At 60.9% G+C, this 13098-nt stretch carries 14 protein-coding genes; 9 read left to right on the top strand and 5 right to left on the bottom strand.

Annotated elements, in window-relative coordinates; translation table 11 throughout:
- A complete protein-coding gene (locus CLM72_RS27455; RefSeq protein WP_003195417.1) occupies window positions 1–168 on the bottom strand; it encodes a lipoprotein in 168 nt (55 codons plus the stop codon).
- A gap of 238 nt (window positions 169–406) precedes the next feature.
- Between CLM72_RS27455 and cyaY the strand changes: the two genes are divergently transcribed.
- The 3 genes from cyaY (at window position 407) to rnk (ending at window position 1505) form a co-directional block, all read left to right on the top strand.
- Window positions 407–739 (top strand): iron donor protein CyaY, encoded by a 333-nt coding sequence (cyaY, locus tag CLM72_RS27450; RefSeq protein WP_034129050.1) that lies wholly within the window; start codon window positions 407–409, stop codon window positions 737–739.
- The gene (locus CLM72_RS27445; RefSeq protein WP_215908744.1) at window positions 739–960 is read left to right on the top strand and encodes a DUF1289 domain-containing protein; all 222 of its coding nucleotides are present in this window, start codon (window positions 739–741) and stop codon (window positions 958–960) included. The genes cyaY and CLM72_RS27445 overlap by 1 nt, the downstream gene beginning before the upstream one ends.
- Before the next feature lie 131 nt (window positions 961–1091).
- Window positions 1092–1505 carry a nucleoside diphosphate kinase regulator gene (gene rnk / locus CLM72_RS27440; RefSeq protein ID WP_105228943.1) on the top strand — a complete coding sequence of 138 codons (414 nt, stop codon included), beginning with the start codon at window positions 1092–1094 and terminating at the stop codon, window positions 1503–1505.
- On the opposite strand, the gene CLM72_RS27435 is transcribed toward rnk, so the two are convergent.
- The 3 genes from CLM72_RS27435 to CLM72_RS27425 form a co-directional block, all read right to left on the bottom strand.
- On the bottom strand, window positions 1502–4342 hold the full coding sequence (locus tag CLM72_RS27435) for a class I adenylate cyclase (protein ID WP_105228942.1): 2841 nt from the start codon (window positions 4340–4342) through the stop codon (window positions 1502–1504). The two genes, rnk and CLM72_RS27435, sit on opposite strands and share 4 nt — an antisense overlap.
- 169 nt (window positions 4343–4511) lie before the next feature.
- Window positions 4512–4766 carry a TIGR02647 family protein gene (locus tag CLM72_RS27430; protein WP_003195403.1) on the bottom strand — a complete coding sequence of 85 codons (255 nt, stop codon included), beginning with the start codon at window positions 4764–4766 and terminating at the stop codon, window positions 4512–4514.
- A 95-nt stretch (window positions 4767–4861) separates the two neighbouring features.
- A complete protein-coding gene (locus CLM72_RS27425) occupies window positions 4862–5146 on the bottom strand; it encodes a hypothetical protein (RefSeq protein ID WP_014720450.1) in 285 nt (94 codons plus the stop codon).
- 125 nt (window positions 5147–5271) lie between these two features.
- Here CLM72_RS27425 and CLM72_RS27420 point away from each other — a divergent pair, with 125 nt between their 5' ends.
- Window positions 5272–5931, top strand: coding sequence for a glutathione S-transferase family protein (locus tag CLM72_RS27420; protein ID WP_105228941.1), 660 nt, complete (start codon window positions 5272–5274; stop codon window positions 5929–5931).
- Window positions 5932–6031: 100 nt separating this feature from the next.
- Here the strand turns inward: CLM72_RS27420 and argH are convergent, their stop codons facing one another.
- Window positions 6032–7426 (bottom strand): argininosuccinate lyase, encoded by a 1395-nt coding sequence (argH, locus tag CLM72_RS27415; protein ID WP_105228940.1) that lies wholly within the window; start codon window positions 7424–7426, stop codon window positions 6032–6034.
- A gap of 501 nt (window positions 7427–7927) precedes the next feature.
- On the opposite strand from argH, the gene CLM72_RS27410 reads away from it, so the two are divergent.
- From CLM72_RS27410 to CLM72_RS27395, 5 genes are all read left to right on the top strand, one after another.
- The gene (locus tag CLM72_RS27410; protein WP_003195394.1) at window positions 7928–8674 is read left to right on the top strand and encodes a LytTR family DNA-binding domain-containing protein; all 747 of its coding nucleotides are present in this window, start codon (window positions 7928–7930) and stop codon (window positions 8672–8674) included.
- A gap of 138 nt (window positions 8675–8812) precedes the next feature.
- Entirely contained in the window at window positions 8813–9754 is a 942-nt protein-coding gene (gene hemC / locus CLM72_RS27405; protein WP_034129044.1) for a hydroxymethylbilane synthase, read from the top strand.
- Window positions 9751–10509, top strand: a complete 759-nt coding sequence (locus CLM72_RS29420) for a uroporphyrinogen-III synthase (protein WP_105750072.1) — start codon at window positions 9751–9753, stop codon at window positions 10507–10509. Before hemC ends, CLM72_RS29420 begins: the two co-directional genes overlap by 4 nt.
- 18 nt (window positions 10510–10527) lie before the next feature.
- Entirely contained in the window at window positions 10528–11643 is a 1116-nt protein-coding gene (locus CLM72_RS29415; protein WP_105750073.1) for a uroporphyrinogen-III C-methyltransferase, read from the top strand.
- 5 nt (window positions 11644–11648) lie between these two features.
- A complete protein-coding gene (locus CLM72_RS27395; RefSeq protein ID WP_105228939.1) occupies window positions 11649–12890 on the top strand; it encodes a heme biosynthesis protein HemY in 1242 nt (413 codons plus the stop codon).
- The last annotated feature ends 208 nt before the right edge of the window (window positions 12891–13098 follow it).

Raw genomic sequence — 13098 nt, 5'->3', positions numbered from 1 at the left:
TTAGTAGGTGTCGTGCTTATGGGCTTTTGACGGCTTTTGCGACGATTGCGCCTGTTCGTTTGGATCTTTGCTGTCATCCGGCAGGTACAGCGGGCCTTTCTGGCCACAGGCACTAACGAGGCAAGCGACCGCGACGAGCGCAGCAAGGGAAGAGATCAGGCGCTTCATGGCGAAATCCTTGAATATGCATTAATTGCGCCCGAGTATACCGACCACCCGCCAGCTTGCCTATGCGCCGCACCACCCGTCCGGCGGGGGTTTGCCGAGACAGTAGGGAAGCAGGCTACGATGCCTGGGGATATTTCGTACCGTCATCCGTGATGAAATCAGTATCCTTTGCAATCGGCGAAGCTCGCCCGTATCGTGCGGCGCTTGAGCAAAACCAGACACTTTTGAGGTTGCCACAATGAGTTTGACCGAAGCCCGCTTTCACGACCTGGTGGATGCCACCCAAGAGAAGCTGGAAGATATTTTCGACGACAGCGGCCTGGACGTGGACCTGGAAAGCTCGGCCGGTGTGCTGACGGTCAAGTTCGAGAGCGGCCAGCAATTGATCTTCAGTCGCCAGGAGCCGCTGCGTCAGTTGTGGCTGGCGGCGCGCTCCGGTGGCGTTCACTTCGACTACGATGAAGAAAGCGGCAAATGGCAGTGCGACAAGAGTGAAGAGTTGCTGGGTGAGATGCTTATGCGCCTGGTTCAGGAATACACCGGCGTCGAGCTGGATTTCGACGAGATCTGATGGTGAGTGAGCCTGTAGCCGTACGCCCGCCCAAGCCGCTGTTCAGCAATGTCAGCCCGGCGGTGCCGTCACCTTGTATCAGTTTGTGTCGCCTGGACGAGCGGAAAGTCTGCCTTGGCTGCTTTCGCCATGTGGAAGACATCCGGGAATGGCGCTCTGCCGACGATGCGCGGCGCCGGGTGATCTGCGCCGAGGCCGAGCAGCGCAAGGCGAGCGCCTGACGGCGTCTTGTTTATTTGTGTCGCTGTGGTAGTGTCCGGATACACCTCCATTCATCGAGGTCCGTGAGAACCCCGCCTTTTCCTGGCGGGGTTTTGCTTTTTTGTGCAGAAAAAAGGAGTCTGCCTGAATCATGACCACCGCACCGTCCATCATTCTTACCCGTCTTGACGTGCAGCGTCTGGAGCAACTGATCGACCGCTTGGGCGACGAGTTTCCCGGCGTCGAAGCGTTGCAAGCCGAACTCGACCGCGCCGAAGACGTGGTTGGTCACGATGAAGTGCCTGCGGGTGTCGTGACCATGAATTCCAGCGTGCATTGCCGTGAACAAAGCAGCGGCAAGGACTATCACCTGACGCTGGTCTACCCCAAGCACGCGAACGCCGACGAAGGCAAGATTTCGATCATGGCGCCCGTGGGCAGCGCATTGCTTGGCCTGCAAGTGGGCCAGCACATCGACTGGCCGGCGCCAGGCGGCAAGACCCTCAAGCTGGAATTGCTCAACGTCGAAGGCCAGCCCAAAGATGGCGGCGCCTTCCCGCTCTAAACCTGATCCAAGGCCGCATTGAGTGACTGTTCCAGTTCGGCTTTATAGCGCAGGTACAGATTGCTTGGGCTTTGCACATCACCGAGCAGCCCCGACAGATCCAGGTCAGTGATATAGCCGCGGTAACGCTCGGTCTCCCGACGTTGCCCGACGATCTCCCGGGCGACCACCGCAAACAGTTGGTCGCCAAATTCCAGTTCGGAAAACTCCCGCTGATTGCAGTACAGGGTGATCCCTACCTGGCCTGGCGCGCCCTTACCGATGATGGCCTGCACGTCATAAAACGCCTTGTTGGCCGGGTCTTGCGGGGCCGGTCGTGGCTCCACGCCCCGCGCCCGGCCGTTGCCCGATGGCAACAGTTTGTAGTACAGGATCTGTACCTCGCTCGCGGGTTGCTGGGTGTCCAGGTGCGATAGCGCTTCCCGGCGGTACAGGATCGATTGTAAAAAGCGTTGCAGTGGGGCCAAGAGGCTTTGCTCATCATGAAACGGCAAGCGCTGTTGCCAGAGCGCGTTGAATTCGTCGAGCACATAGACGTCGGCGAAGCCTTCATTGACCCGGTAGAACACCTGCACACACTCGGCTTGGCCCATGGGCAGCAGCAGCGCCAGGTCGTGGTCTTCCAAGGCCATGGCGTCCAGGTGCCACGGGCTGTAGCTGGCCAGCTCCTCGCTAAGGTAAGCGATCAGCGCGTCCTGAGTCGGCAGTGATACATGGGTGGCTTGGCCCGGTACCAGTTCCATGACGTGATAATGCTGCTGCACCTGGAGCAGGTAACGATGATTGCCCTGCCCGAGCAACAGATGTTGCGCGGTGTCGAATACCTCTTCCACCCGCTGGGCAATGAACTGTGCCCGGTTGTGGCAAAAACAACGCACTCGCAGGCGTGGCAGATGGTTCGATGGCAGTTGGTTGAGGTAGTCGCGCAGGCAGTCGAGCAGGGCGTGCGGGCCGTCATAGCGGCTGACCATTACTTCGTTCCAACTGTTGAGCGTGACTTGGTCCAGAGTCAGCACCAGGTTGTCGCGCACGCCGGCATAGCTCAGGGAGTCGGTGCGCTCCGTGGTCATCAGGATATTCAGGTCGCGATGATGCTTGAGCGGGTCAACCCCGACGTTGATCAGCAGCAGCACCTCTTCTGGCACTGCCGGGCGCAGCAAGCGGACCTCGTCGACACTGGCCAGGGGCAGGGTGATGGTCTGTTGCAGGCTGCCCAGCAGGTTGAACAGCTCGAACTCGGTCATGTCACTGGTGCCGGGGTGCAGCGCCAGGCGGGTGCTGCTGTCGATCACGCCGTTGCGATGGCACCAGGTGAGCATTTCCAGCAGGTCGCGGCTGCGTTTGATCGGTGCAAAGTGTTCCCATTCGAGAGCGGTAAGGTTGCCGTTATACAGGCCCCAATGGTGTTGGCCCGGCTCCTTGCGGTTGGGCGACTGCACCAGAGTCAAGGTATCTTCGGCCAGGTCAGGGGCGATGCCAGGGTTGATGAACTCGACCTTGCCGGCCTTGCGCTCGAACGCCGCGTACAAGCGGCGGCCCAGTACATTGAGCTCGCGCTTATTGACCGCGCTGGCGGTCTGTTCGCTGCGGGTGAACTGGGTGAGGAAGCGGTAGCTGTAGTTCAACTCATTGACCAGAGCACGGCGCTCGGAGGCGACCTGGCGCACTTTCCATTGGCTGCGGCTGTCCAGCAGGGCCAGTTGACGCGTGTCCCAGCCCCACTCATGCGCCAGGCGTTCCAGCAGCTGCCGTTGCCAACCGGCGGTGCGCTGGCCGGCGCTGAGCTTGCGGTTGACCTTCAGGTACAGGCTGCGCCGCACCAATTCCAGGCGCTCCAGCTCGTTGCGGGCCTTGAGGTACTCCTCGATACGGCGGTAGACCATGATGTACGGGTCCAGCTCATCCAGGTCTACCTGATGGCTGAACACCGCCTGTTTGAAGCGCAGGCTCAGGCAGTGCACGTTCGGGTGTTCGCTGGCATAGACCTCGGTCAGCAGCAGCTTGAGCACCGACTTGTAGGGCGACTCGATGCCCTTGAACAGTTGCCACAGCCCGGCACCAATAAACTCCCCCGGAGGAATATGAGCCAGATGGCCGAGGTCGAGGGTTTCATCGGTGCGGATAAAACGCTTGGACACCAGGGTGTGAGTAAATTCGGCGTAGCGGCTTTCTTCGTAGACCGGCACCAGCCACCAGATGGGCGTGCGCCCGGCCAGCCAGATCGCGGTGCGATAGAACTCATCCAACAGCAGGTAGTGCTGGGTGGTGCCGCAGTCGTCGGAACTCAGTTGGGTATCGCGATCACCCAACACAAAGCGCGTCGGGTCGATCAGGAAGAAATGCGCTTCGGCGCCCATGCCCAAGGCCCAGGTTTCCAGCAGTTGGCACTTTTTGCGCAGCTCGGCCAGCTCGGTTTCGCTCAGGTCGGGAGCGTGGCACACCCACACGTCCATATCGCTTTGATCGGCCTGGGCCAGGGTGCCAAGGCTGCCCATCAGGAACAAGCCGTGGATCGGCGTAGGCGGGTTGCCGTGGCGCGGTTTATAGGAGAACGAACGGGTCAGGCGCTGGGCATCTGCCAGGGCCTGGGCGTCCGGTTCGAAATTCGACAGCCCGGCCGGCGTGCTGCTAGAGACATAGCCCGGCAAGAGTGGGTGATTGACGTGGAAAAACAGCGGCAACAAGGCCAGCACGCTTTGCTGACGTGGCGTCAGCCCCTCGACGGCCCGGGACATGCGGCCTTGATTGAGGGTCATGAAACGCGCGCGCAGTTGGGTCAGCACCTTGCGGTCGATGCCTTCGTCCAGATCGGGGCGGATTTCATGGGTGGGGGTCATGTCGAACTCGTTGGCTCGCAGGGCCCGACGCGGGCTGCCATGCAGGAGTTTACAGACAGTAGCGTAGGAGTTTTAGAGGGAAATGGCTTTTTGGCGTCAGAATTCTGTATGCCGCGCAGCAATGCCCGCGGAATCCGCAGGCGGCGGACTCCATGGGCCGTATCAGGTATCAGGCGGCTTCTTTGGTGCTGGCAGTGGTGAGGATGGTCAGCAGGGTTTGGGCTTGCTCGGCAGCGTCCCGGCCAAGGCTCGTCAGGTAGCCCCCGTCCGGTTGGTCGATCAGCCCTTTGGCATGGAGGCGCTTGGCAGCGGCGATGGCAGTAGGGGCGGCAGTCTGATGGACTTTCAAGCCTTCCTTGGTGCTGTCCAAGGGAAAGAGTACAAGGATTTCCAGTTCGGCAACCAACTCAGGGGTATACGACATAAGGACTCCAGACTTTCTAAAATTTATTAGAGGCTAGCAGGCCATAAGGTGAACGCACTTTGCCGAACTGTCCAGCGTGTTGCTGCGTGCCGGGGTTATTCCTTTTCCGGCGGCAGCTCGGGCAGTGCCCGCAGTGCCGTTTCATACCACTCGGTATTGAAGGCGCGGTCATCTTCGAGCATGGCATCGATCTCGAACGCCAGCACGTGAGCCATCAGATTCAGGATATCTTCGCGCTCGTAACCCACCAGGGTCAGTTTGTTGAACGTAGCCTTGGCCGCTGGCGGGTTATCGCTCTCTATCTGGTTCTCGATGGCTTCGATCAGCGTGGTCTCGGTGAATTCTTCTTCGTCGTTGTCGATATCGGTCGGCTCGCTCATGGCAGGCTCCTCAAGGAAAGGGCGTCAGTCTACCCCCATTCAGGTGGGTGATGCTGCTGGTCAGGGTGCCTTCGAGGATCTATAACTCTTGCAGCCAACCCCACACCCGGCCTGGAGGCTTTGTGATGCTCAAGCTTTACGGATTTTCGGTCAGCAACTACTACAACATGGTCAAGCTGGCGCTGTTGGAGAAAGGACTGCCCTTCGAAGAGGTGCCTTTTTATGCCGGTCAAACCCCCGAAGCTTTGGCGGTAAGCCCCCGCGGCAAAGTGCCGGTGCTGGGTGTGAAGCAGGGGTTCATCAACGAAACCAGCGTCATCCTCGAATACCTAGAGCAGAGCCAGGAAGGCCCGGCGCTGTTGCCCGCCGACCCGTTTGCGCGGGCTCAGGTGTTGGCGTTGTGCCGTGAGATCGAGCTGTACATCGAACTGCCTGCGCGGGCGTGTTACGCCGAGGCTTTTTTCGGCATGACGGTGCCGGAGGCGATCAAGGAAAAATCCAGGGCCGAGCTGTTGCTTGGGATCGGTACGTTAGGCCGGCACGGTAAGTTTGCGCCTTATGTGGGAGGGGAGAGCTTTACCCTCGCGGACCTGTATTTCATGTACAGCCTGAACCTGGCCTGCGGTGTGGGCGAGAAGCTGTTTGGGCTGGACCTGCTGGAGCAGTTGCCGAAGGCGAAGGCATTGTTGGCACGCCTGAATGAGATGCCCAATGCGCAGAAGGTAGAGGCGGACAGGCAGGCGGCGATGCCGGCGTTCATGGCGATGATTGCGGCCAAGAAATAAACCTTTGGCATCTGTAAGGGCGCCATCGCGGGCAAGCCCGCTCCCACATTTTGATGTGTGAACCCAATCAAGTGTGGGAGCTGGCTTGCCTGCGATGCTTTTAGCGGCTGGCGAGCAATTCTTTGCCGCGCACGACCGCCGCCTTGACCTGTGCCGGCGCAGTGCCGCCCACATGGTTACGGGCATTCACCGAGCCTTCCAGGGTCAGCACGGCAAACACATCCTGCTCGATCTGGTCGCTGAACTGGCGCAGTTCTTCCAGGCTCATTTCCGCAAGGTCCTTGCCGGTGTCCACGCCGTACTTCACGGCGTGGCCAACGATTTCGTGGCAGTCACGGAACGGCAGGCCACGGCGCACCAGGTAATCCGCCAGGTCGGTCGCGGTGGAGAACCCGCGCAGTGCTGCTTCACGCATGATCGCGTGCTTGGGCTTGATCGCCGGGATCATGTCGGCAAAGGCGCGCAGCGAGTCGCGCAGGGTGTCGGCGGCGTCGAAGAGCGGTTCCTTGTCTTCCTGGTTGTCCTTGTTGTAGGCCAGTGGTTGACCTTTCATCAGGGTCAGCAGGCCCATCAGCGCGCCAAACACACGGCCGCTCTTGCCACGCACCAGCTCTGGCACGTCGGGGTTTTTCTTTTGCGGCATGATCGAGCTGCCGGTGCAGAAGCGGTCCGGCAGGTCGATGAACTGGAATTGCGCGCTGGTCCATAGCACCAGCTCTTCGGAGAAGCGCGACAGGTGCATCATCGCGATGCTGGCGGCGGCGCAGAATTCAATGGCGAAGTCACGGTCCGACACGCCGTCCAAAGAATTGCCGCCCACGGCGTCAAAGCCCAGCAGTTGTGCGGTGTACTCACGGTCGATCGGGTAGGTGGTGCCGGCCAGTGCAGCGCTGCCCAGCGGCATGCGGTTGGCGCGCTTGCGGCAATCGACCAGGCGTTCGTAGTCGCGGCTGAGCATTTCGAACCAGGCCAGCAGGTGGTGGCCGAAGGTCACGGGTTGTGCGGTCTGCAGGTGGGTGAAGCCGGGCATGATGGTGTCCGATTCACGCTCGGCCTGCTCCAGCAAGCCTTTTTGCAGGCGGGTGATTTCGCCCAGGATCAGGTCGATCTCATCGCGCAGCCACAGGCGGATATCGGTGGCGACCTGGTCGTTACGGCTACGGCCGGTGTGCAGTTTTTTGCCGGTCACGCCGATGCGATCAGTGAGACGTGCCTCGATGTTCATGTGCACGTCTTCGAGGTCGACGCGCCAGTCGAACGTCCCTGCCTCGATCTCACCGCGGATGGTGGTCAGGCCGTCGATGATGCTGTCACGCTCGGCGTCGGTCAGTACGCCGACCTTGGCCAGCATCGTGGCGTGGGCGACGGAGCCCATGATGTCGTGGCGGTACAGGCGTTGATCGAAGGTGACGGAGGCGGTGAAGCGCGCGACGAAGGCGTCGACGGGTTCACTGAAGCGGCCGCCCCAGGACTGGTTGGTCTTGTCGGTGCTCATGGATTCGCTCGTGATCTGCTTAAAAGAGGCATGAAGGTGTGCAGGCGATCATAACAGGGTTGCCCGTGGAGGCGGTGCTGCGGGTGGTCGGCAATTTTATTTGTGTAAGAGATGGCTAAGTGCCTTGCCGCCGATCGCATCCGGGACGAGACTGGTGACAGGTACTTATTGAAACGATATTTGACGATTGAGCAATGTCGCCTCAGTGAGCGTCTACAGTTGGACTGATAGTGTGTGAATGCACCAAAGTCGGGTGATGCGGTCATAACCAGACTATCCATTAAACAGGGGGGTATTCGGATTGTTTATCAGTGAACCCTACGACGATGCCCGAATGCAGCGGGTCTTGGGCGCTATTGAACAGGTCCGGGTAAATTTGGGTGCCATTCTCAGGGCACTTTTTGCCGCTCGCGCTAGTCTTAGCGTGGATCGCTGTGACGTCAGTCACCGCACCTGTCTACGCTATCCTTGTGCGAGACTCACGCAGGAATCCAGCGCAATATGAATGTCCTGATCGTTGATGACGAACCCCAAGCCCGCGAGCGACTGAGCCGTCTGGTCAGTGAACTCGAGGGTTATACAGTCCTTGAACCGAGTGCCACCAGCGGCGAGGAGGCGTTGACGCTGATCGACAGCCACAAGCCCGATGTAGTGCTGCTCGATATCCGCATGCCGGGCTTTGATGGCCTGCAGGTCGCCGCCCGCTTGAGCGAACGCGAATCGCCGCCTGCCGTGGTGTTGTGTGCGGCGCAGGATGAGTTTTCTGCACAGGCGCTGGAAGACAGCGGTGTCAGTTTTCTCGTCAAACCGGCCACTGCCGAAGCCTTGCTCAAAGCCTTGAAAAAAGCCGAGCGTCCCAGCCGCGCCCAACTGGCTGCTTTGACGCAACCGGCTGCGCAAAGTGGTAACGGGCCACGCAGCCATATCAGCGCGCGTACCCGCAAGGGCATCGAACTGATCCCGCTCGGCCAGGTGGTCTACTTTATTGCCGATCACAAATACGTGACCTTGCGCCACGAGACCGGTGAGGTGTTGCTCGATGAGCCGCTCAAGGCGCTTGAAGACGAGTTTGGCGAGCGTTTCGTGCGCATTCATCGCAACGCGCTGGTCGCCCGTGAACGCATCGAGCGCCTGCAGCGCACGCCCCTGGGGCACTTTCAGCTATTCCTGAAGGGGCTCAATGGCGATGCGTTGATTGTCAGCCGACGCCATGTCGCTGGCGTGCGTAAAATGATGCAGCAGCTTTAGCCCAAGGGCTGCGGCGCGGTCTGCATTCCTTATGCCGGTGCGACGTGGCCAGGGAGGCCCCGCACTTGCTGATTCAAATCAAAGCGTATTTGCCTGAGCTGTTATTATCCGCCGTATCTATTCAGTACGGATTGATCCATGTCCTCTCGCGAAATCCGCATCGCCACCCGTAAAAGCGCCTTGGCCTTGTGGCAGGCCGAATACGTCAAAGCACGCCTTGAGCAGGCCCATCCCGGCCTCAAGGTCTCCCTGGTGCCCATGGTCAGTCGTGGCGACAAGCTGCTGGACTCGCCACTGTCGAAAATCGGCGGCAAGGGCCTGTTCGTCAAGGAATTGGAAACTGCGCTGCTGGACAACGAAGCCGACATCGCCGTGCATTCGATGAAAGACGTGCCCATGGACTTCCCTGAAGGCCTGGGCCTTTTTTGTATCTGCGAGCGCGAAGACCCGCGCGACGCCTTCGTTTCCAACACCTTCGCGTCCCTGGACGAGCTGCCGCCGGGCAGTATCGTCGGCACCTCCAGCCTGCGTCGCCAGGCCCAATTGCTGACGCGGCGTCCCGACCTGCAGATCCGCTTTTTGCGTGGCAACGTCAACACGCGCCTGGCCAAGCTGGACGCCGGGGAATACGACGCGATCATCCTCGCCGCTGCCGGCCTGATCCGCCTGGGCTTCGAAGACCGCATCACCTCGGCCATCAGCGTCGAAGACAGCCTGCCCGCTGGCGGGCAGGGCGCAGTCGGCATCGAATGTCGCACCGCCGACAGCGAAATTCACGCACTGCTCAAGCCTCTCGATCACGCGGACACCGAAGTGCGTGTTACCGCCGAGCGTGCCTTGAACAAACACCTCAACGGTGGCTGCCAAGTGCCCATCGCCTGCTATGCCGTACTCGAAGGTGAGAACCTGTGGCTGCGTGGCCTGGTCGGTGATCCGGACGGCGGTAATCTGCTGACCGCCGAGGTGCGTGGGCCGCAGCGTGATGCCACGGCCCTGGGGATTCAGGTCGCCGAGGAACTGCTGGAAAAAGGCGCGGGTGCCATTTTGCAAAAAGTCTATGGCGAGGCCGGCCCGCAGTGACCAAATGGCGAGTGCTGCTGACGCGGCCCGCCGAGGAATCGACGGCCGTGGCGGCGTTATTGGCCAAGAGCGGCATTCACAGCAGCTGCCTGCCTTTGCTGGAGACTGAAGCCTTGCCGGTGACCGCAGAGCAACACGCGGTGTTCGGCGCGCTGCCGCGCTATTGCGCTGTCATCGTGGTGAGCAAGCCGGCTGCACGCCTGGCGTTGCAGCGGTTGGGGGGCTGTGTGCCGCCAATGCCCTGGTTCAGTGTCGGCGCGGCGACGGCACAGATACTGGCTGATCATGGCCTCAAGGTTCACTATCCCGCCACTGGCGACGATAGCGAGGCCTTGCTTGAACTGCCCGCCTTGCGCGAGGCTATTGCACAGCCTGGCGGCCGGGTGTTGATCCTGCGCGGCGAGGGCGGGCGTGAGTTGCTGGCAGAGCGTTTACGCGAGCAAGGTGCTAGTGTCGATTACCTGGAATTGTATCGGCGTTTTCTTCCGGTGTATGAGAAGGGCGCGTTGATGCAACGCATCCAGTTGGAACGCTTGAACGGCCTGGTGGTCAGCAGTGGGCAGGGTTTTTTACACCTGCACGCGTCAGCCGGCCCCGATTGGCCAGAGGTGGCACAGCTGCCGTTGTTCGTGCCCAGCCCGCGTGTATGTGAAATGGCGCGGGCCGCGGGTGCAGAAAAAGTTGTGGATTGTCGCGGCGCGAGTGCCGCGGCTTTGTTAGTGGCGTTAGGGAGCTATCCCGTTCCCACTCTCTGATACGCAAAGGACGGATACGTGAGCGAAACAGCCTTGCCTAAAGATGAAGCTCAGCCCGCGCTTGATGCGCCGGTCGAGACACCGGTCAGCGCGTCACGCCGTGGCAATGGCCTGGCAGTCGTCGCCTTGCTGTTGGGCGCTGCGGGCGTAGCCGCCGGCGGCTGGGGGATCTGGCAGGTCCGTGCCCTGCAAGCCAGCAGTCAGCACCAACTGGGCCAGGTGCAGACCCTGGATGACCAGGCCCAAAGCCTCAAGCAAGGCCAGCAACAGCTGGCCGCCCGCCTGGCGCAGTTGCCGGGTGCGGATGAGCTGGAAGAGCGTCGCCGCCTGGTCACGCAGTTGCAGGGTGATCAGCAGCGTCTCAACCAGCGTCTGGAAACCGTGTTGGGTGCCAGCCGCAAGGATTGGCGCCTGGCCGAGGCCGAGCATCTGATCCGTCTGGCCAGCTTGCGTTTGTCCGCCTTGCAAGACATCAACAGCGCCCAGTCGCTGGTGCAGGGTGCCGACGAGATTCTTCGCGAACAGAGCGACCCAGGGGCTTTCGCTGCACGGGAGCAATTGGCCAAGAGCCTGGCCGCGCTGCGCAGCACCGAGCAACCGGACCGTACCGGCCTGTACCTGCAATTGGCTGCCTTGCGTGACCAGGTGGTGCAACTGGCGGCGATTGCCCCGGAGTATCAGCTCACGGAGCCTGCTTCCCAGGGGCGCCCCACCAGCGATACGCAGAACCAGTTGAGCCAGTGGTGGGAGCAGATCTCCCGTTATTTCCGCATCGACTTCAACCCGGATGACAACATCCGTCCCTTGCTGGCAGGCCAAGGCCTGAACCAAGTGCGCCTGGCCTTGAGCCTGGCACTGGAGCAAGCCCAATGGGCTGCGCTTAATGGCGAGGCGGCCGTCTACAGCCGCTCGTTGGGGGAAGCGCGCAGCGTGTTGCAGGACAACTTCAACCAGGACAACCCGCAGAGCAAGGCGATGCTGGCGCGCATTGCCGAGCTTGAGCCCAAGGCCGTGTCCGTGGTCACGCCTGACCTGGCCGCGAGCCTGGCCGCTGTGCAGGCGTACCTTGAGCGTCGTCATCTGTCGGCCGACGAAGCCAAGGCCGCGGCTGGCAAACCGGCGACCCAGGAGTAGAGCTGATGAAGCGTTTCTATGTGATCCTGGTGCTCGCAATTGCGCTCGCCCTGGCCCTGGGTGTAGGCATTTCGAAGCACACCGGCTACGTGTTGATTACCTATCCTCACCTGCTGCATTACGAATCAAGCCTGTGGGCGACATTGGTGGCGGTGTTTGCCATCGGCCTGGCGATTTATCTGGTCCGCGTGTTGTGGAGCCTGGTCACCACATCCGGTGGCGTGGTCAACCCCTGGTCACGGCGCAATCGCAGCCGCCGTGTTCAGATCGCTATCGAGCAAGGCCAGATGGACCTCGCCGAGGGACGTTGGGCCAGTGCGGAGCGCCACTTGCACCGCGCCGCCGAAGCAGAGCGTCAGCCGCTGCTGTATTACATCGGTGCCGCCCGTGCGGCTAATGAACAGGGCCGTTATGAGGAATCCGACGGCTTGCTGGAGCGCGCTCTGGAGCGCCAGCCCCAGGCCGAACTGGCCATTGCCTTGAGCCACGCGCAATTGCAGATGGATCGAGGTGATACGGAAGGCGCGCTGGTCACTCTTCAGGCGATGCATGAGCGTCACCCGCATAACGCGCAAGTGCTGCGACAACTGCAACGCCTGCATCAGCAGCGTGGCGATTGGTCGTCTGTGATTCGCCTGCTGCCTGAGCTGCGCAAGGACAAAGTCTTGCCCGCCAATGAACTGGCCGAGCTGGAGCGTCGCGCCTGGGGCGAGAACCTGAGCCTGGCGGCCCAGCGTGAAGAGCAAGGCGAAGCCGGGTTGCAGTCCTTGGAACGCGCATGGGAGCAACTGACCGCTGCCCAGCGCCAACAGCCACAACTGGTGTTGGCGTATGCCGACCAACTGCGTCGATTGGGCGCGGATGCCAAGGCCGAAGAAGTGCTGCGTGGTGCTCTCAAGCGCGGTTATGACAGCCACTTGATCCGGTTGTACGGCCTGTTGCGCGGCAGTGATCCTGCGCGCCAATTGAAGTTTGCCGAAGGCTGGCTCAAGGACCACCCAGGCGATGCCAGCCTGTTGCTGACGCTGGGTCGTCTGTGCCTGCAAAACAGTCTGTGGGGCAAGGCGCGGGATTATCTGGAAAGCAGCCTGCAAGTGCAGCGCAATCCCGAAGCCTGCGCCGAATTGGCTCGTCTGCTTGCCCAATTGGGCGACACCGAGCGCAGCAACCAGCTGTTTCAGGAAGGCTTGGGGTTGCTCGACAATCGCCTGCTGTCTTCGCCGCTGCCGGTGCCTGCGCGAGCTTGAAGTAGGAAAGGGTGAGTGGATTGGCTCGGACCGATCCGACACCCGCTCCTTCAAAGCTTGAAAACACTCGGTTTAACTGGCCTTGTTACTAATTCCTACTTGTTGTAACTGAATTTCCTCGGGCCCGTGGCGGGATGTCTTTATGTTTTCGAGGAAATGTCTGCTCTAGGGCGTATTGAAAGGGGTCGGGCCTTTCCTCTACCGTAGC

Source organism: Pseudomonas sp. MYb193, assembly GCF_002966775.1.
In the GTDB taxonomy this organism is placed as follows: domain Bacteria; phylum Pseudomonadota; class Gammaproteobacteria; order Pseudomonadales; family Pseudomonadaceae; genus Aquipseudomonas; species Aquipseudomonas paracarnis.
The sequence above is the reverse complement of the archived record's forward strand: the minus strand, read 5'-3'. Positions and strand labels throughout refer to the sequence as shown.

What these genes read in the sequence shown, in the direction of transcription:
- CLM72_RS27455 (WP_003195417.1), bottom strand. Translation starts at nt 168, where the DNA reads ATGAAGCGCCTGATCTCTTCCCTTGCTGCGCTCGTCGCGGTCGCTTGC.
- cyaY (WP_034129050.1), top strand. Translation starts at nt 407, where the DNA reads ATGAGTTTGACCGAAGCCCGCTTTCACGACCTGGTGGATGCCACCCAA.
- CLM72_RS27445 (WP_215908744.1), top strand. Translation starts at nt 739, where the DNA reads ATGGTGAGTGAGCCTGTAGCCGTACGCCCGCCCAAGCCGCTGTTCAGC.
- rnk (WP_105228943.1), top strand. Translation starts at nt 1,092, where the DNA reads ATGACCACCGCACCGTCCATCATTCTTACCCGTCTTGACGTGCAGCGT.
- CLM72_RS27435 (WP_105228942.1), bottom strand. Translation starts at nt 4,342, where the DNA reads ATGACCCCCACCCATGAAATCCGCCCCGATCTGGACGAAGGCATCGAC.
- CLM72_RS27430 (WP_003195403.1), bottom strand. Translation starts at nt 4,766, where the DNA reads ATGTCGTATACCCCTGAGTTGGTTGCCGAACTGGAAATCCTTGTACTC.
- CLM72_RS27425 (WP_014720450.1), bottom strand. Translation starts at nt 5,146, where the DNA reads ATGAGCGAGCCGACCGATATCGACAACGACGAAGAAGAATTCACCGAG.
- CLM72_RS27420 (WP_105228941.1), top strand. Translation starts at nt 5,272, where the DNA reads ATGCTCAAGCTTTACGGATTTTCGGTCAGCAACTACTACAACATGGTC.
- argH (WP_105228940.1), bottom strand. Translation starts at nt 7,426, where the DNA reads ATGAGCACCGACAAGACCAACCAGTCCTGGGGCGGCCGCTTCAGTGAA.
- CLM72_RS27410 (WP_003195394.1), top strand. Translation starts at nt 7,928, where the DNA reads ATGAATGTCCTGATCGTTGATGACGAACCCCAAGCCCGCGAGCGACTG.
- hemC (WP_034129044.1), top strand. Translation starts at nt 8,813, where the DNA reads ATGTCCTCTCGCGAAATCCGCATCGCCACCCGTAAAAGCGCCTTGGCC.
- CLM72_RS27395 (WP_105228939.1), top strand. Translation starts at nt 11,649, where the DNA reads ATGAAGCGTTTCTATGTGATCCTGGTGCTCGCAATTGCGCTCGCCCTG.